Source organism: Micrococcaceae bacterium Sec5.1 (assembly GCA_039636795.1).
Classification (GTDB): domain Bacteria; phylum Actinomycetota; class Actinomycetes; order Actinomycetales; family Micrococcaceae; genus Arthrobacter.
The window spans coordinates 2,481,352-2,496,102 of the sequence record CP143430.1 but is presented as its reverse complement, the minus strand read 5'-3'; the positions used below and the strand labels follow the sequence as shown (position 1 = coordinate 2,496,102).

The window sequence follows — 14,751 nt, the reverse complement described above, 5'->3', positions numbered from 1 at the left end:
CCGACCTGAGCATTTTCCTTGGCCAACATCTCGAAGTGCTCCAACAACTGTCTCGTCCGGGCTTCGAGCCGTCGAAGGCAATCAGGCGGCCGCCTTGAAGATGCCCAGGGTTGAGAAAGTAGCCGGTTGGCTGGTCAGGGTTTTGCGGTTTGCGCGACCCGGAAATCCGGGCCATACTGCTCGCGGACGCCGAGGTTTTCGCGAAGAGTAGTCCCTTCGTAGTCATGGTGGAACAGTCCGCGCTCCTGCAAGATTGGCACGACCTGATCGACAAACGCGTCGATTCCATCTCGATACACATCGACACAAATCCAGAACCCATCAACAGCACCGGATTCAAACCATTCCTGCATATGATCGGCAGCATCGGCAGGCGTTCCTATCGAGGAGGGGTGCCGATCGAAAACACCGTGGGCGAGGATGTCCCGCACACTCCACCCCTCTCTGGCGAGGGCATGCGCCCGCCCTGCCAGGCGCCAACCCCTTGGGTCTACGCCTGTGCTCGAACGGGGCGTCGGACCAAGTTCCGAGGGCTGGAGGACCCGATCAAGATCATCCATCGTCATCGGCACCCCGAGGATCTCGCCAAGTTGCGGAACCCAGGTCGGCAAACTTGACGCCACCAGCAACGCAGCCCGATCGAGTGCATGACGCTTGTCGATATCAATCGTGGTCTTGAGCCCGGCTACGACTTTCACCTCATCCGAATCGCGCCCCGCTTCGGCTGCATACCGGCGGATAGTGTCACGGTTATACCGCGCCTCCTCGATCGACGTCGCAACCGTAATTGCCACATCCGCATACCGTCCAGCGAGCTCAAACGAGTTCTCGCCCATACCAGACTGCACGATCACGGGCTGACCCTGCTCCGAAGGCGGAACGTAAAGTGGACCCTGCGAATTGACGTAGTTGCCCTCGAAGCTTACCGACGCGACGCCGCCCGGCTTCGTGTACTGCCCCGACTCCTGGTCGTGCACCCATGCGTCTCGGCCCCAACTCGCCCACAAGGACTGAACCAGCTCGATACTCTCCCGTGCCCGCGCATAACGGTCCTCGCTTGGAGTCATCGGAGCCCCGTAGTTCGCGGCGACGTCAGGGCCACCGGAGGCTACTGTGTTCCAGGCTGCGCGCCCACGACTGATGAAGTCCAACGTCTTTAGCTGCGCTGCGAGTGTGTACGGATGGTTGTACAACGTCGACGCAGTTACGACAAAGCCGATGCGCTCAGTCTCCCGTGCCAAAATAGCCATGTGGACCGTCGGATCCGGTGTCATCTGAGGTGCGCCCCGTTCGATGTCAATCACATGGAAAGGTCCATTGGGGAAGAAGAGGAAATGAATCTTTCCCCGCTCCGCCGCCTGCGCACAACTGACTCGGAAGTCATAGTCCAGGTATTCAAGCGGATCCACCCCGGGCATACGCCACGCGCCGGGCTGCGTCCCCGATGCGTTGCCGAACTCCATACCAAGAATCATCTGCTTGGAATTCATGCCAGCACCTCTACAGGAACCCGAGCTGTGCCGTGTCGGTATGTATCGCCTGCCGAGTCTCGATGACTGCCGGCCAGTTCGTTTGCCTCCATCTCGAGGGTCATCATTGCGCTACCTACTGAGCCAGCGAAGCCCGGCCCCCTCATAATCATCATGCCACTGAACGCTATATGGTTGTTGGATACGATGTCAATCGAGATTTGAAGACGAATCCAATTGACTTCATTCCGGACCAAATAGGAGTGCTCGTGGCGAGGGAACGGATCGCGCGCTGGCATGGAAGCAAAGGCGGTAGCCGTGCCCACACTCACCACCGTTGAACCGATTGGCGTTCGCAGCAATCCAAAGTGCGGAGGAGTCGGGCATCACATGTTCGACAAAGCCCGTTCTTATGACGCTGCCGTAGCATCGGATTTCCACCCAGGCGTTGATCAGCAGACTCCATGCGTCGTGCTTGCGGACCGTTACTTGAATAGGTTTCATACTTCTTCCGGCGGCAGAGCAGCAGTGACGACCCGCGGTGAGCCGTCAACCGCCACTGCTGCGAAGTACTCAGTGAGCTGGAGATCCTTGACTCGATGTGGCAAGTGCGGTTTCCCGCTTGGTGTCTCGCGTCCAAAATTCCTGGCCGACGCCGTTGACCCAGAAACGCACACGGGCCACGTCGTCGCGGATCTGTGCTGCGAGTTCATCGGTTCCATGGAATCGTCGTTGGGGGCGGATGTATTCGTGCAGAATCACCTGAACGATGCGCCCGTAAAGGTCCCCGTTGTAGTCCAGAAGGTGGGCTTCCAGCAGTCGTGTTCCTCTGCGGTAGTAGGTCGGGCGCCGACCCACAGAGACAGCGGCAGCGTAGGTTTCATCATACCCTCCCTGACCAAGGCTGACGGTGCCTGCCCAGACGCCGTCCCGGATTTCCCCGTCCGGCACGGAGATGTTGGCGGTGGGATAACCGAGCTCTCGGCCCCGGGCGTCTCCATGGCCAACCACCCCTTCAAGGCGGACCCGACCGGAAGTTTGAGCGTCAGGCTCTGTTCGACTGATACCGGCGGGTGCGTTGGCTTGGGTCGCGGCATTCATTGGCTCACCCGCTGATCCAGCAGGTTTGGGATCATGTCGCGGTCTCATGGTTGAGGTGTCGGGATGGCGAGGGGGTAGTGACCGGTGGCGGCGAGCACGTTGTCGAGCCAGCCGACTCGGTTAGCGAAGCGCTTGGCCTTCTGTGGGGTGGTCCACCGGTAGGAATCGTGTTCCCAATCGATTTTCAACCGGCGCCGGGAGGTGAGCGCAGTGAACGTGTGGACAAGCCACGGGGTTCCCGAACCGTCAGCGATCACCAGGTCCGGCCCCTGCCGAAGATCGAGGAGGTCTTTGGCCTGCAAGCCTGTTTCTTCAAACAGCTCTTCCAGGGCCTGCTGTTCAGGTGTTGCCCCAGCTTCGACAAATCCCGTGATGCAGTGCCAACGGCCGCTGTCATGGCCCAGACTGCGGCTCCTTCGGAACATGGCAATCCTGCCACGCCACTCGACGACGGCAGCGATGATGATACGGTCCCTGGGGATGGCAGGTGTCGCCTCAGAGGACAACCTGACGCCAGGGGATCGGTTGATCGTGCTCATTTTCTCCTCACAACACCCCTCGTTCTTCCGGTGTGCACCATCCAGCGGTCGCCGCTTCCGAGGAGGCCGGGCGGTCAATCCACAGTGATGCCCCGCATCCATGAAGGCCGCCCCGTCGTCGCCCCTGCTCAACCGAGCGGCGCGGTCTTTGCTGGGACAACGGCATCACCCAACCGTTGTTGAATACGATACCATTATAGCGGTTGAACGCGATACCACGAAGAGAACTTCGACGCCGCTATGGTGGGGCTCTCTGAGCGCGGAAAGTGAGATTTACGCACGACTTCCCTTGCGATCCGAGCAGGCTGGGCAGAAGCCGTGACAATGCGAACAGAAAAGACCTTGATTCTTGCGGGTGAATCAGGATCCTCTGGTGAAAGTGAACGCACGTTCACCAGCGATGGTAGAACCCGCCACAGTCGAAAGCGACAGATGCCGCACCCCTTGACACCGAGACACCCATCCTCCTCAGCCATCACGACAGTCCTCGCCCTCAGTGGCATCGTCGTTGCGCTGATGCAAACTTTGGTCATTCCACTCCTTCCGGACTTTACCGGAGCCCTGGGTATCAGCGCAGACGACGCGTCCTGGCTGGTGACATCCACCCTGCTCGCCAGCGCCGGTGCAACTCCGATCGTCGGGCGGACCGCGGATATGTACGGCAAGCGCAAGATGATGGTTGTGTGCCTGGCCATCATGGTGTCAGGTTCGGTGTTGGCCGCCGTTGGCGGTTCATTTGTGTGGCTGATTATCGGGCGGACTCTACAAGGGTTCGCCACGGCCCTCATTCCTGTAGGCATCAGCATCATGCGCGATGAGCTGACTAAGGAGAAGATAGGTACGGCAGTCGCGTTGATGAGCGCAACCATGGGAATCGGCAGTGCGCTGGGTCTGCCCCTTGCCGGGGTGCTGTATGAGAGTCTCGGTTGGGCTTCCATATTCTGGGTGACCGCCGGCGCCGGCACCTTGCTGTTCTTTGCCGTGGTCCTGATGGTCCCTGAGTCCAAGGTCCGCACCCCAGGCCGTTTTGACTTTGCTGGGGCGTTGGTACTGTCCGCGGCTTTGGCTGCCTTGTTGTTGGCTTTATCAAAGGGCGGTTCCTGGGGCTGGGGCTCGGAGCCGGTTCTCCTGCTATTCACTGCTGCCGCAATGCTTTTTTCCGTTTGGGTTCCGTATGAACTTAGGGTCAGCAAGCCAATGGTGGATCTGCGGACGTCGCTTCGCCGCCCGGTGCTGATGACCAACATCGCGTCATTGCTCATCGCTTTCGCCATGTTCACCAACATGCTCCTCACCACGCAGCAGCTGCAGCTGCCAGCCTCCACCGGCTACGGTTTCGAGTTGAGCGCAATCGGCGCCGGCTTGTGCATGGTCCCGTCCGGGCTTGCAATGGTGTCGTTCGCACCCATTTCCGGGCGGATCATCCGGGCCTTCGGCGGGAAGATAGCGCTGATGTCCGGGGCAGTCGTCATGATTGTTGGCTATGTGGGCCGCGTCTTTTTCTACGATTCCATAGCCTGGGTGATCATCGGTTCCACCGTGGTGAGCGTGGGCACGGCCATCGCCTTTGCTTCCATGCCAACCCTGATCATGGCTGCGGTGCCCATCACAGAAACTGCCTCCGCGAACGGGTTGAACAGCCTGGTCCGATCCATCGGTACCTCGACGTCCAGCGCTGCGGTTGCCGCCGTTCTCACCTCTCTCACAATGTCGATCGGAGCCGAACGCTTTCCCATCTTCGATGCGTTCAAGGACTTGTTTTGGATGGCCGCCCTCGCCTCGGGAGCCTCCATACTTGCGGCGGTCTTCATCCCACACCCTGCTGCCATTCAGGGAGCTTCCGTCCCTATTGGCGCTGTTGGCGAGCTCGTTGTCCAAGGACGTGTCCTGGCCCCTGACGGGACATCCCTTACCCCCGCCGTAGTTACGGTCCTCCATCCTGGCGGGGAGCCGGTGGATTGGAGCCGCGTGGATGCGGAGGGAAACTACTCTGTGGCCCTGCCTGGCGCTGGAAAGTACCTCATGGTAGCCAACACGGCCGGCTGGACGCCGATAGCCGAGCTCTTCGAAGTCGACGCGCATACCCTGGAGCACAACTTCCGACTTCGGAACCGGCTAATGATCAGCGGCACAGCAAGCGCGGGCGGTCACGCGATTTCCGGAACGGTGGTGACCCTGCTCGAGGCCGGCGGCGGCTATATTGCCACCACCCGGACGGACGAAGACGGCGGGTACGCCTTTCCGCTGCCCCCCGCGGGCCGCTACGTCGTGACCATGCTCCAACTGCAGACGGAGCAGGCGATGGCGCAAAAGCTAGCGGTGGACAACCGTTCGGTCACCCTGGACTTCACCGCGCCAGCTATGAAGCAAAGCTCGGAAGACCCGGTAGGGGCGTGAGCGGCCCGAGCCGCGACGCGATCCTCCTCGCGGCATCACACCTTTTCCGGGAACGCGGATACGGTGACGTCACCGTCCGTGAAATTGCTGCAGAAGCCGGAGTTTCTGCAGCTTTGGTCATGAAAGTGTTCATCTCCAAGGAAAAACTTTATGCCGCCGTGCAACCGGACGAGTCGCTGCTCGCCGAACTGGACGTCCCGAGGTCAGAGCTCGGAAGAACTCTGGTGTTCCGGGTGCTCAGCCGCCGCGAACGTGGCTTGCAGGAGCACTGGGCCAATATTTCCTTCGCAGTGCGGGACTCCCCCCACCCCGGCTCTGCCCGCGCAGACACGTGTAAACGGTATCTGGCCGCCATTTCGTATCTTATCGGCGATGGCTCAGCCGATCGTCGCTTCGCAGCAACAGTGACTGCCTTAATGATCGGATTGGGTGAGAGCGTCCGAACCCTGGGCCTGTTTGACACCTTGACTTTTGATGATCTGGTTGAACACTATGATGCAATTGTTCAAGCCCAGATCGACGCCTGCCCGTCAGCAACCTGAGCGCTGCATTCGAAAACTGACCACCGCCGACGGCGGCGAGAAGACCACTGTGAGAGTCACCGCCCACTCGACCGTTACCACAACCAGTCCGTTTCCAGCGACCCGTCGAAATTCTTGCCTCATCGCGCATCGTCATCCACTGGGACGGTCCTACCGCATCAGTTCCGAGATCAAGCCCCGCCTCCATCACTCCACCGTGACCGGCACCGACTGCCAATGGAAGACCATGAGCCTACCGATGGCACCTGCCTGGCCGGAGTAGACATCACCCCCATCCCAGACGGAGACGGGTTAATGTGAATACGATGCCAAGAATGCTTGACTATGTGACGCATGTTTGATCGAATTCCTTCATGCGAACAGATGAGACAACCGCTGAGGGCTTCACCAAACAGGTTGCCAATGAAGTTGCCGCAATCAGCTACGCAGACCTGCCACCGCACGCTTTGACGAGAGTGCGCCACGTGTTACTCGACTGGTTAGGAGTCGTAATAGCCGGCTCCGTTGAACCGGCCGGGCGCATAGCGCAAGCGATTGCGTCTGAAACCGAGTCACGCCCCGTCGCGAGCATTATAGGAACGAACCTGCGCAGTTCACCACGCGAGGCGGCAATGGCCAATGCTATCGCTGCACATGCGTTGGACTTTGACGACTCGAGCCTTTGGACCGACGGCCACCCGTCAGCGGCGGTGGTCTCAGCAGCGGTAGCACTGGGCGAAACACGTCAATCATCAGCCGGACAGGTCGTGGCAGCAATCGTCGCGGGCTTGCAGGGGCAGGCTCGCATCGCGCTCGCAACCGGCCCATCTGCCTACGAGAGTGGCTTTCACGGCACAGGGATATACGGCACATTCGGCGCTGCGGGCGCTTGCTCTCATCTCCTCGATCTCGGTGTTCACGGTTTTGAGCAGGCCTATACTCTCGCGGCAACTCAGGCAGCCGGCCTCCGGCGAACCTTTGGGACAATGGGGAAACATCTGAATGCCGCGAAAGCGGCTTCGAACGGCATGCTCGCTGCGCAGTTGGCCGCGAAGGGATTCACCGCACCGACGGACGGAATTGAAGGACGTCAAGGGTTCGCCTGGACCCACAGCACCACCTTCGACCCGTCTCGTCCACAGGCGATCATGGGCGACCGCTTAGCCATCGAGTCAATCCTCTTCAAGCGGCATGCCAGCTGTCACGGAACTCACTCGTCCATCAATGGAGTTGCTCAGCTGCGCGCACAACATGCGTTCGCCGAGGACGATGTCGCCAGTGTTCGACTGTTCGTGCCAGAGAAGGTGACCGACATCTGCTGCATCAGCGAGCCTGCTTCGGGATTAGAGGGCAAGTTCAGTGTGCGGCATGCAGCCAGTGTTGCACTCGCAGGTCTGGATACCGGTCCAGCTGGATTTTCAGACGAAAGCGTGCACGACGCCCGACTGGTCGCCCTGCGCGAGCTAGTCACCGTGTGTCCGGATGCTGACAGACCGATGACCGCCCCGACGCGAGTCCAGATCACTCTTCTGAACGGGGATGTTTTAGAAGCCGAAGTTGATGTTTTTGAGCCCACTCCTAGTGCAGGGCTGCCTGCTGAGTGGAAGGCTCTGGAGAGCAAATTCATCTCGCTCTCAAGTCCAGTAATTGGCAGGCCGGCGGCACGGGACCTGGTGGCTCGCATTGAACGCCTCGATCCAGACTGTACGATCGGACACTTGTTCAAACTTCAGTAGCACGCTCGTGTGGCTTCGCGGCTGCGGCGAGACTTTGCACCTCGCGTTGATTCGGAACGCTGGCAGAAAACGTGGCCCTTCGAGGTTTGTGTGGATTTGGACTGCCAGGTAATTAGGAGAACGGCCGGTGGTACTGCTGGGACGGATATGTCTAATCAACATTCCGGAACAGCAACAACGAGCCTTGATAGAGGCCGTCCGGGTGGCAGCCGATGTTGTCACCGCATTATAAAAACTGTCCGATTTCCGCAGCATGTCCATCGCTGTGGCTGGGTTCGGTCAGCGCCCGATCGGCCAACATCGGGAATTCGTAACTGAGCGAGCACTGCCTCGTACCCGTTGCGACGTTCCTTCAGGCTGCCCCCCCTCAGCGTGCAGGGTCCTTTGAAGCATCGCCCAGGTTAGCTCGATAAGGGTCGTGAATGGAGTTGGATGGACCCTCAGGCCCTCTGTCCCGATCGGCTTTCGCGGCTTGGTGCGACGGCAATTCCTCCGGAATTTCCGCATCACGCCGGTACCGCCCGGGAACACGTACTCGCTGGCGCCCCTCAAGGCTCAGGGCCAACTCCTCATGGGAAGTGTAGTACTCGTATCGCATGTGTCTGCGTTGGAATAACCATCGGTCGTCCACTCGACAATACTCGTCGTAGCATCTAATGCATGTTCCCATGGTTTAGGGGTCGTTGTGAGTGATGCCGTACCAGGCTACGTCCCGCGGATGCTGGATGACTCTGGTCGGGTCCTCAGATGGAAGTCCAGTGTTCGTGCGAGTTTTCGTGTCCGAGAATGAACGCAGGAGGAATTTCACGAATCATGGCACGCAGACACTCTCCCGAGCAGGTCATCGCCAAGGTCCGGCAGGGCCAGAAAATGCTCAATGACGGACGTCCGATGGTCGAGGTCATCAAGGAACTGCAGATCACCGAGGCGACTTCGTACCGCTGGCTGAACCAGTACTGAGAAGAACGCCGAGGCCTCAAGGCGACGAAGGATCTGGCGGAGAGGTAGCTGGTCGTCGACATCCTCAACGAGGTGGCGAAGGGAAAATTCTGAGCCCCGCAGCCCGCAGCCGTGCCGTGCGCATGGCAGTGGAGAAGTTCCGGGCATCCGAGCGCTCAGCGTGCGGAGTTATCGGCCAAGACCGGTCCGCGTTCCGGAAGAAGAAACCCCACATGGGCTTCCAGGAGGCCCAGTTGCGTGCCGACCTGAGCGCCGAGGTCGGCAAGCATCCCGCGCGGGGCTGGAGGACATCATCGCTGAAATCCGCACCCCACCGAACTACGTCCGCTGCGACAACGGGGCTGGAATTCACTGCAGCGGCAGGATTGACTGGTGCAGCACGGCCGGGGTCGATACCGCGTTCATCGACCCCGGATCACCCTGGCAGAAGGGCTTCATCGAATCCTTCAGCGCCCAATTCAGAAGGAACGGCTCACCGGAGAAATCATGGACACCATAGCCGAAGCGACATATTTGGCCGAGGAATGAAAGCTATCTACAATCATGAACGGCCCCGCGGATCCTTAGACGGCATGACGCCGAAACGATACTGGGAAAACTGGACGCAGGAAAATCTGTTGGCTATCGCATAGACGTTGGACAGCTAACGGGAGCTTAGCCGGACGCTTTCTTTCTCCCAATCAGGGGGAATCACCTCATACATCGGAAGAATAACTTTGACTGTTTGCCCAGCAGTACATATCAGCGCCAACTAACGCAACATCTGTACGGACCGGCAGTCCTGAAAGTGGAAGAGCCTCCGCTCGTTTATTTCGTCCCTCATCCAAATCACCAGCCCGTCATTTGTCTTGGATTCCACCATTCCAACGTAGCTCTGAGCGTTATTAGCGCGAAGTGACACGATGTCTCCGGGGGCCAGTCCTGTCCATATCAACAGGGGATGCTTTTCCAATTCGTCCGGTTGCCACTCCCTGAAATGCAGGGGGTATTCTTCCTGCGTTACGCCAAGCTCCGGCGGAGTATCCAGGACATCAGCGGCGTATGACTTCACGGGATACCCCGTTGGGTTTCGCTTGCTCTCCGTCACAGCAGATCGATCTCCCTAGCGAGGCCAAACGGAGTATCAGGGCTGAGGGTGCCTATGAATGTTGTGAAGTTGATCCTGGGTACGAGAATGCCGGAGTCAGTAGCCTTTTCAGGGACAAGAGGAAATCGCCTTCTGAACATGGTCGTTGTTGTCTCCTTAACCGGGTGTCCTCGTACGCTCTTTTGGGGTTGGAAGACATCCTCCGCGCCTTCTAACTGCACCACAGGTTGGCTCGTGAAACGCGGTGATGTCTCTGCACTCCGCCACTGCACTTGGTCTTACGAGTGACTGGCAATCCTGACTTTCGTGGGATCGCTTTCAGTGTCGATTGCGTGGCGATCTGTGAGGCGCTTCGGGGCAAGGACGGCCCAAATGAGGACAAACACGACGACAACCAGGGCGGCCCCAATAAAGATGCCATCAAATGTTTCCTTAGGAACGAATCCACCAGCACCGGGTACTAGTACATTCAACACAATTGCGGTAGGTATCGTCCCCGAGACGTACTGGATAATGCTTTGCATGCCAATGGTCACCGCCATGTTGTCCTGGCGGCCGGCGGCCGCGACGAGCGAGTACCCGGTGGTCAAGCAGCTCAGGGTTGCGAGGGCATAGCCGAAGACCCACACCCAGGACATCCAAACCGGGCCGTTAGCAACTGTGAAACCGAGAAAGACACCAATCGAGGCGGTTCCGGATATGACCAGAACGATCTTCGGACCCAGCCGGTTGAGTCCCCATCGAGTCCAGAGGTATCCCAGCGCGGAGCCGGGAATGATAGCGAGCAGCACATACGTAGAGTCCAGGGCAGACAGGCCATGGCCGTACCCTGACGACGTCGGGGTCTGCAACATAGCCGGCAGCGCGACAAAAATGCTCACCCCGACCACGCTTATCAAGAAGATCCCGGAATATCCGATGATGGCCTGACGTCGGTCCATGTTGCGGAACGACATCAGGGGGTCCGGGCTGCGCCGCTGCTGAATCGACCAGACGGTCAACGTCACGGCGCTCACGCCAAACGAGCCGACCACGATGGGTGAACTCCAGCCCAGGGCTGGTCCCTCGCTGATTCCGACCAACAGTGCAGTGACCCAAATGCCGAGCCCCAGCGAAGCGAACCAGTTCAGGCGACCGACATAACGGGAGGCAGCGGGCGTTTCAGATGAGGCAAGGGCAAGTACCAGCAGCACAGCGTACAGGGCGAAACTCACCCAGAAAACGCTCTGCCACGGCAATCCCAATTCAACGACAAAGCCTCCGACAACGAGTGCGGTCGGTGTAAAGATCGCCATCACGAATGAGAGTCCTAACGAGACAATTCGGATCTGACGCGCGGTAGCCCGTGGGCGCAGGAGCCCCCAGCTCAGAGGGAGGGTAACAGCAAAGCCTAAGAGGAACCGGCCTGCAACGAGAGGCCAAAAACCATCGCCTGTTGCAGCCACGGCGCATCCCAGCAGTGCTAGGAAGCTCAGTGCAATAAGGACCTTGCGATGCCCATAGATGTCGCCCATACGTGCAGTGAGGCCGACAGAGATGGCACTGCCGACCATCATTGAGTTAAAGACCCAGCCGATTTCCGACCCCGACAGGCCGGACGATGCCGCTATTACCCCAACCAGCGGAGGCAGGGTGCCCCACTGGATGTCTACGCCTACGCCGCCGAGCCAGACTAGTGCAACTAACGAAGTGAATCGGCCGGTACGAGCCTCGGCCGATAGAGATTGTGTCATCTTTGACCACCTGTGTTTTGGACCCAGTAATCTCTGGAGTCATCATTTTTGAGTCAGCGGCGCAACGAAGCGAGCTCCCTGCGCGTGCGATTTGAGTGCTTAATGGAGCAATGGGCTTCTGGGCGCCTACACTTCCAAGCCTGGCGTGACGCAGATACTGGTAAACCGTCTTGCGTCTTTGGCATCGTAGTCAAGACTTGTGCTTTAGCGCAATACCCCCGTGAGCATCGATCTCACGTCTTATGGCGCCAGGCGGTCGCCCTGACATCCTGTTGCCTCATTGCAATCAGTCAACTCGGACACTTGCTTGCGCGCGAGCGTCAGGTTACGATTCTATGAATTCGATTCCATGGTAACTGGTGGGTGACTTGTTCGCAGTGCTTCAAGGAATGGTTCGCATTGCGGGCCCTGACGCGAATGATGAGACAGGGCTGAGGTAACAGGCATGGGTTTGCCCAAGAGCAGCGTCGCATTTGTGACGGGAGCTGCTCGCAGTCAACGGCGTTCGCACGCCATCAGCATTGACGCAGTAGGTGCTGACATCATCCCTCTCGACATCTGCTGCGAAGACGTCGCGACAGTAAAATACGACCCGGCAACAAAGTCCGGCCTCAAGGAGACGGTGCGGTGCGTTGGTTGCCTAGGCCGCCATATCGTGTCCGGGATAGGGGACGTATGCGGACTCGGGCAAGTACACAATGTCAACCTCCCGCTGATCATGTACCAGGCGCTGTGCGACATGGTCCCGCCGCACATTGACAACCCCGAGGTCGACGATGCGCGCGGTGCGGTCGCTCCCCTCAACGCGCTGCCGGACCTGCAGCGGATCGAGTCCAACGATGTGTCGGACCCCGTCGCGTGCTGGTCGGCGGACGCCAAGTTCATCACCGGCGTCGCGCTGCCTGTCGACGCCGGCAACAGTGTCAAGAAAGGTAACAGATCCATATGATCGAGCACGATTCCTTCTTCATCGACGGCGCCTGGCGCGCCGCAAAGTCAGACCGCAGCTTCGACGTGATCTCGCCACGCTCAGAGGAGCTCGTCGGACGTGTCCCTGCCGCCTCGCAGCAAGACATCGACGGCGCGGTCGCTGCAGCGCGCCGGGCCTTCGACGACGGCCCGTGGCCTCGGATGAGTCCTGCCGAGCGCGCGGGCTACCTCACTCGCATCGCCACTGGCATCGAGAAGCGTCAGCATGAACTGGCGCCCCTGATCTCCGAAGAGCTGGGTTGTTCCATGCTCCTCTCGCAGTACTACATGACGGTAGCGCCCGTGATGAGCTTTAACTACTACGCCGAGGTGGGGCGCATTCTGGAGCTCGAGGAAATCCGGATCAGTGATCTGACGAGCTTCACCGGAGGATCAGCAGGTGGCCCCACGGTCCCGATGGCCGGCAACAGCCTCGTCGTGCGTGAGCCCATTGGCGTGGTGGCGTCGTTCCCCGCCTACAACTTCGCGATTCCGGCGATCGGACAGAAGCTGGCGCCAGCACTGATCGCGGGCTGCACTGTGGTGATCAAGGTCCCTGAGCCCACCCCGCTTGCCACGTTCGTCTATGGGGAGATCTTCGAGGAAGCAGGTCTGCCGCCCGGCGTCGTGAACATCGTTGCGGCCGAGCCGGCCGAGTCGGCGTACTTGGTCGAGCACCCCGGCGTCGACATGGTCAGCTTCACCGGATCGGATGCGGTCGGTGCCAAAATCGCCGCAGCCTGTGGTGCTCTGGTGCGGCCGGTCCTCCTGGAGCTCGGCGGCAAGTCTGCAGCAATCGTTCTGGACGACGCGCGGCTGGAGGACGTTGTACCCGCGCTGGTCGATGGCAGCGTCGGCGCCAACTCGGGACAGCACTGTGTTGCGCGGACCCGGTTCATCGTGCCGGCCGAGCAGTACGACGCATACGCCGAGGCGCTCGCGCAGGCGTTCTCGTCCCTCAAGATCGGCGACCCTATGGACCCGGACACGGTGGTCGGCCCGCTCGTAACCTCCAGGCAGCGCGATCGTGTCGAGTTCTTCGTCGAGGAGGCACGTCGTGAAGGAGCCACCGTGGCTGCAGGCGGCCGTCGCCCCGCCGGCATGTCCGCGGGTTGGTACTACGAGCCCACACTGATCACCAACGCTCACAACGACATGAAAATCGCCCGCGAAGAGGTCTTCGGCCCCGTCGCCGTCCTCATCCCGCACGAGGGAGAGGAAGACGCCATCCGCATCGCGAACGAGACCCCCTACGGACTCGCGGGATCGGTGTTCACCGCCGACGATGCCCACGGCTTCGAGGTGGCACGGCGCATCCGAACAGGCACGTTCTCCGTCAACACCGTCACGGCCGATCTGGGTTCGCCGTTCGGTGGGTATGGCAAGTCAGGGATAGGACGCGAACACGGCCCGACGGCCGTGGACGAGTACCTGCACAGCCGGACGATCTCGATGGACCCGGGCAAGCAGCTGCCGGACGCGGTGACCAACGGGGTGCGCCGCGGTGACGGACCGGGAAGCCCAGAAGCGTAACGATATCCTTCCGGAACAAGACGGAAACGGGCGGCAGAGTGGCAGGACCCCGGCCCAGCCACCCGCTGCCCTGTCCGTGCCCAGCCAATACTTTACAAATCAGATCAATTTCCGCCTCAGCGGACCATTCGAAAGGGCCACTCTTGGCAATTTTCTTGAAAGCAGCAAACCTCAGCGTCTCTCCGGATGCCGCCTGGGAAATCGTCGACCGCTTCATGCGGGCCGACATCCGCGTGTTCAGCTTCATCGAAGAGAATCGCATCGAAGGTCCTGTGCGAACCGTCATCTCCCGCGGTGGAGGCCTTGAGCAGCCGGAACTGAACATCACGATCGATCCTGAGCACAGGTACGCTTCTTACACGGTGCTCGAATCGTCGTTCTGGAAAGCCACCTATCACCACGGGTCCATGCGGGTCTTCGACACCGGCGACGGTCGCTGCCGGTTCGAGTGGATCACTGACATCGCTCCGGATTCATGGGCGGTGGAACTCGGCGATGAGTACATGGATATGCTGTGGTCTGAACTGATCACGGTCCTGGAGACGGGTGAGGAAGCACCCCAGCCCGAGGTTGTCGGCGCCTAAATTTATGAACCACAGAGGTTAGGAACATGGGGCGTGGTTAGGTGACAAAAAGAAGACCTCCGAGTGGAGTAGGGCTTGTCTACAGTCCGAACCACAAGGAGGTCTTCAGCGTCCCACGCTAA

At 59.8% G+C, this 14,751-nt stretch carries 10 protein-coding genes and 1 pseudogene; 7 read left to right on the top strand and 4 right to left on the bottom strand.

Annotated features, from left to right (window positions below; genetic code table 11):
- Positions 1–134 precede the first annotated feature (134 nt).
- The 3 genes from VUN82_11440 to VUN82_11430 form a co-directional block, all read right to left on the bottom strand.
- On the bottom strand, positions 135–1,490 hold the full coding sequence (locus tag VUN82_11440) for an NtaA/DmoA family FMN-dependent monooxygenase (GenBank protein XAS74391.1): 1,356 nt from the start codon (positions 1,488–1,490) through the stop codon (positions 135–137).
- 552 nt (positions 1,491–2,042) lie between these two features.
- Positions 2,043–2,570: a riboflavin kinase gene (locus VUN82_11435; GenBank protein ID XAS74390.1), complete on the bottom strand. Its 528-nt coding sequence runs from the start codon at positions 2,568–2,570 to the stop codon at positions 2,043–2,045.
- 44 nt (positions 2,571–2,614) lie between these two features.
- On the bottom strand, positions 2,615–3,109 hold the full coding sequence (locus VUN82_11430; GenBank protein ID XAS74389.1) for an NUDIX domain-containing protein: 495 nt from the start codon (positions 3,107–3,109) through the stop codon (positions 2,615–2,617).
- A 432-nt stretch (positions 3,110–3,541) separates the two neighbouring features.
- Here VUN82_11430 and VUN82_11425 point away from each other — a divergent pair, with 432 nt between their 5' ends.
- The 4 genes and pseudogenes from VUN82_11425 (at position 3,542) to VUN82_11410 (ending at position 9,355) form a co-directional block, all read left to right on the top strand.
- On the top strand, positions 3,542–5,506 hold the full coding sequence (locus VUN82_11425; protein XAS74388.1) for an MFS transporter: 1,965 nt from the start codon (positions 3,542–3,544) through the stop codon (positions 5,504–5,506).
- On the top strand, positions 5,503–6,048 hold the full coding sequence (locus VUN82_11420; protein XAS74387.1) for a TetR family transcriptional regulator: 546 nt from the start codon (positions 5,503–5,505) through the stop codon (positions 6,046–6,048). Before VUN82_11425 ends, VUN82_11420 begins: the two co-directional genes overlap by 4 nt.
- 353 nt (positions 6,049–6,401) lie before the next feature.
- Positions 6,402–7,763, top strand: a complete 1,362-nt coding sequence (locus tag VUN82_11415) for an MmgE/PrpD family protein (GenBank protein ID XAS74386.1) — start codon at positions 6,402–6,404, stop codon at positions 7,761–7,763.
- An 813-nt stretch (positions 7,764–8,576) separates the two neighbouring features.
- Positions 8,577–9,355 (top strand): annotated as a pseudogene (locus VUN82_11410) (integrase core domain-containing protein).
- A 733-nt stretch (positions 9,356–10,088) separates the two neighbouring features.
- On the opposite strand, the gene VUN82_11405 reads toward VUN82_11410, so the two are convergent.
- On the bottom strand, positions 10,089–11,543 hold the full coding sequence (locus tag VUN82_11405) for an MFS transporter (protein XAS74385.1): 1,455 nt from the start codon (positions 11,541–11,543) through the stop codon (positions 10,089–10,091).
- 445 nt (positions 11,544–11,988) lie between these two features.
- On the opposite strand from VUN82_11405, the gene VUN82_11400 reads away from it, so the two are divergent.
- The 3 genes from VUN82_11400 (at position 11,989) to VUN82_11390 (ending at position 14,629) form a co-directional block, all read left to right on the top strand.
- Positions 11,989–12,492: a hypothetical protein gene (locus VUN82_11400; protein ID XAS74384.1), complete on the top strand. Its 504-nt coding sequence runs from the start codon at positions 11,989–11,991 to the stop codon at positions 12,490–12,492.
- Complete coding sequence (locus VUN82_11395; GenBank protein XAS74383.1) at positions 12,489–14,045, top strand: aldehyde dehydrogenase; 1,557 nt, start codon at positions 12,489–12,491, stop codon at positions 14,043–14,045. The genes VUN82_11400 and VUN82_11395 overlap by 4 nt, the downstream gene beginning before the upstream one ends.
- Positions 14,046–14,188: 143 nt before the next feature.
- The gene (locus VUN82_11390) at positions 14,189–14,629 is read left to right on the top strand and encodes a hypothetical protein (protein ID XAS74382.1); all 441 of its coding nucleotides are present in this window, start codon (positions 14,189–14,191) and stop codon (positions 14,627–14,629) included.
- The last annotated feature ends 122 nt before the right edge of the window (positions 14,630–14,751 follow it).

Coding starts and splice junctions, on each gene's coding strand:
- VUN82_11440 (XAS74391.1), bottom strand. CDS start 1,490: ATGAATTCCAAGCAGATGATTCTTGGTATGGAGTTCGGCAACGCATCG.
- VUN82_11435 (XAS74390.1), bottom strand. CDS start 2,570: ATGAATGCCGCGACCCAAGCCAACGCACCCGCCGGTATCAGTCGAACA.
- VUN82_11430 (XAS74389.1), bottom strand. CDS start 3,109: ATGAGCACGATCAACCGATCCCCTGGCGTCAGGTTGTCCTCTGAGGCG.
- VUN82_11425 (XAS74388.1), top strand. CDS start 3,542: ATGCCGCACCCCTTGACACCGAGACACCCATCCTCCTCAGCCATCACG.
- VUN82_11415 (XAS74386.1), top strand. CDS start 6,402: ATGCGAACAGATGAGACAACCGCTGAGGGCTTCACCAAACAGGTTGCC.
- VUN82_11405 (XAS74385.1), bottom strand. CDS start 11,543: ATGACACAATCTCTATCGGCCGAGGCTCGTACCGGCCGATTCACTTCG.
- VUN82_11400 (XAS74384.1), top strand. CDS start 11,989: ATGGGTTTGCCCAAGAGCAGCGTCGCATTTGTGACGGGAGCTGCTCGC.
- VUN82_11395 (XAS74383.1), top strand. CDS start 12,489: ATGATCGAGCACGATTCCTTCTTCATCGACGGCGCCTGGCGCGCCGCA.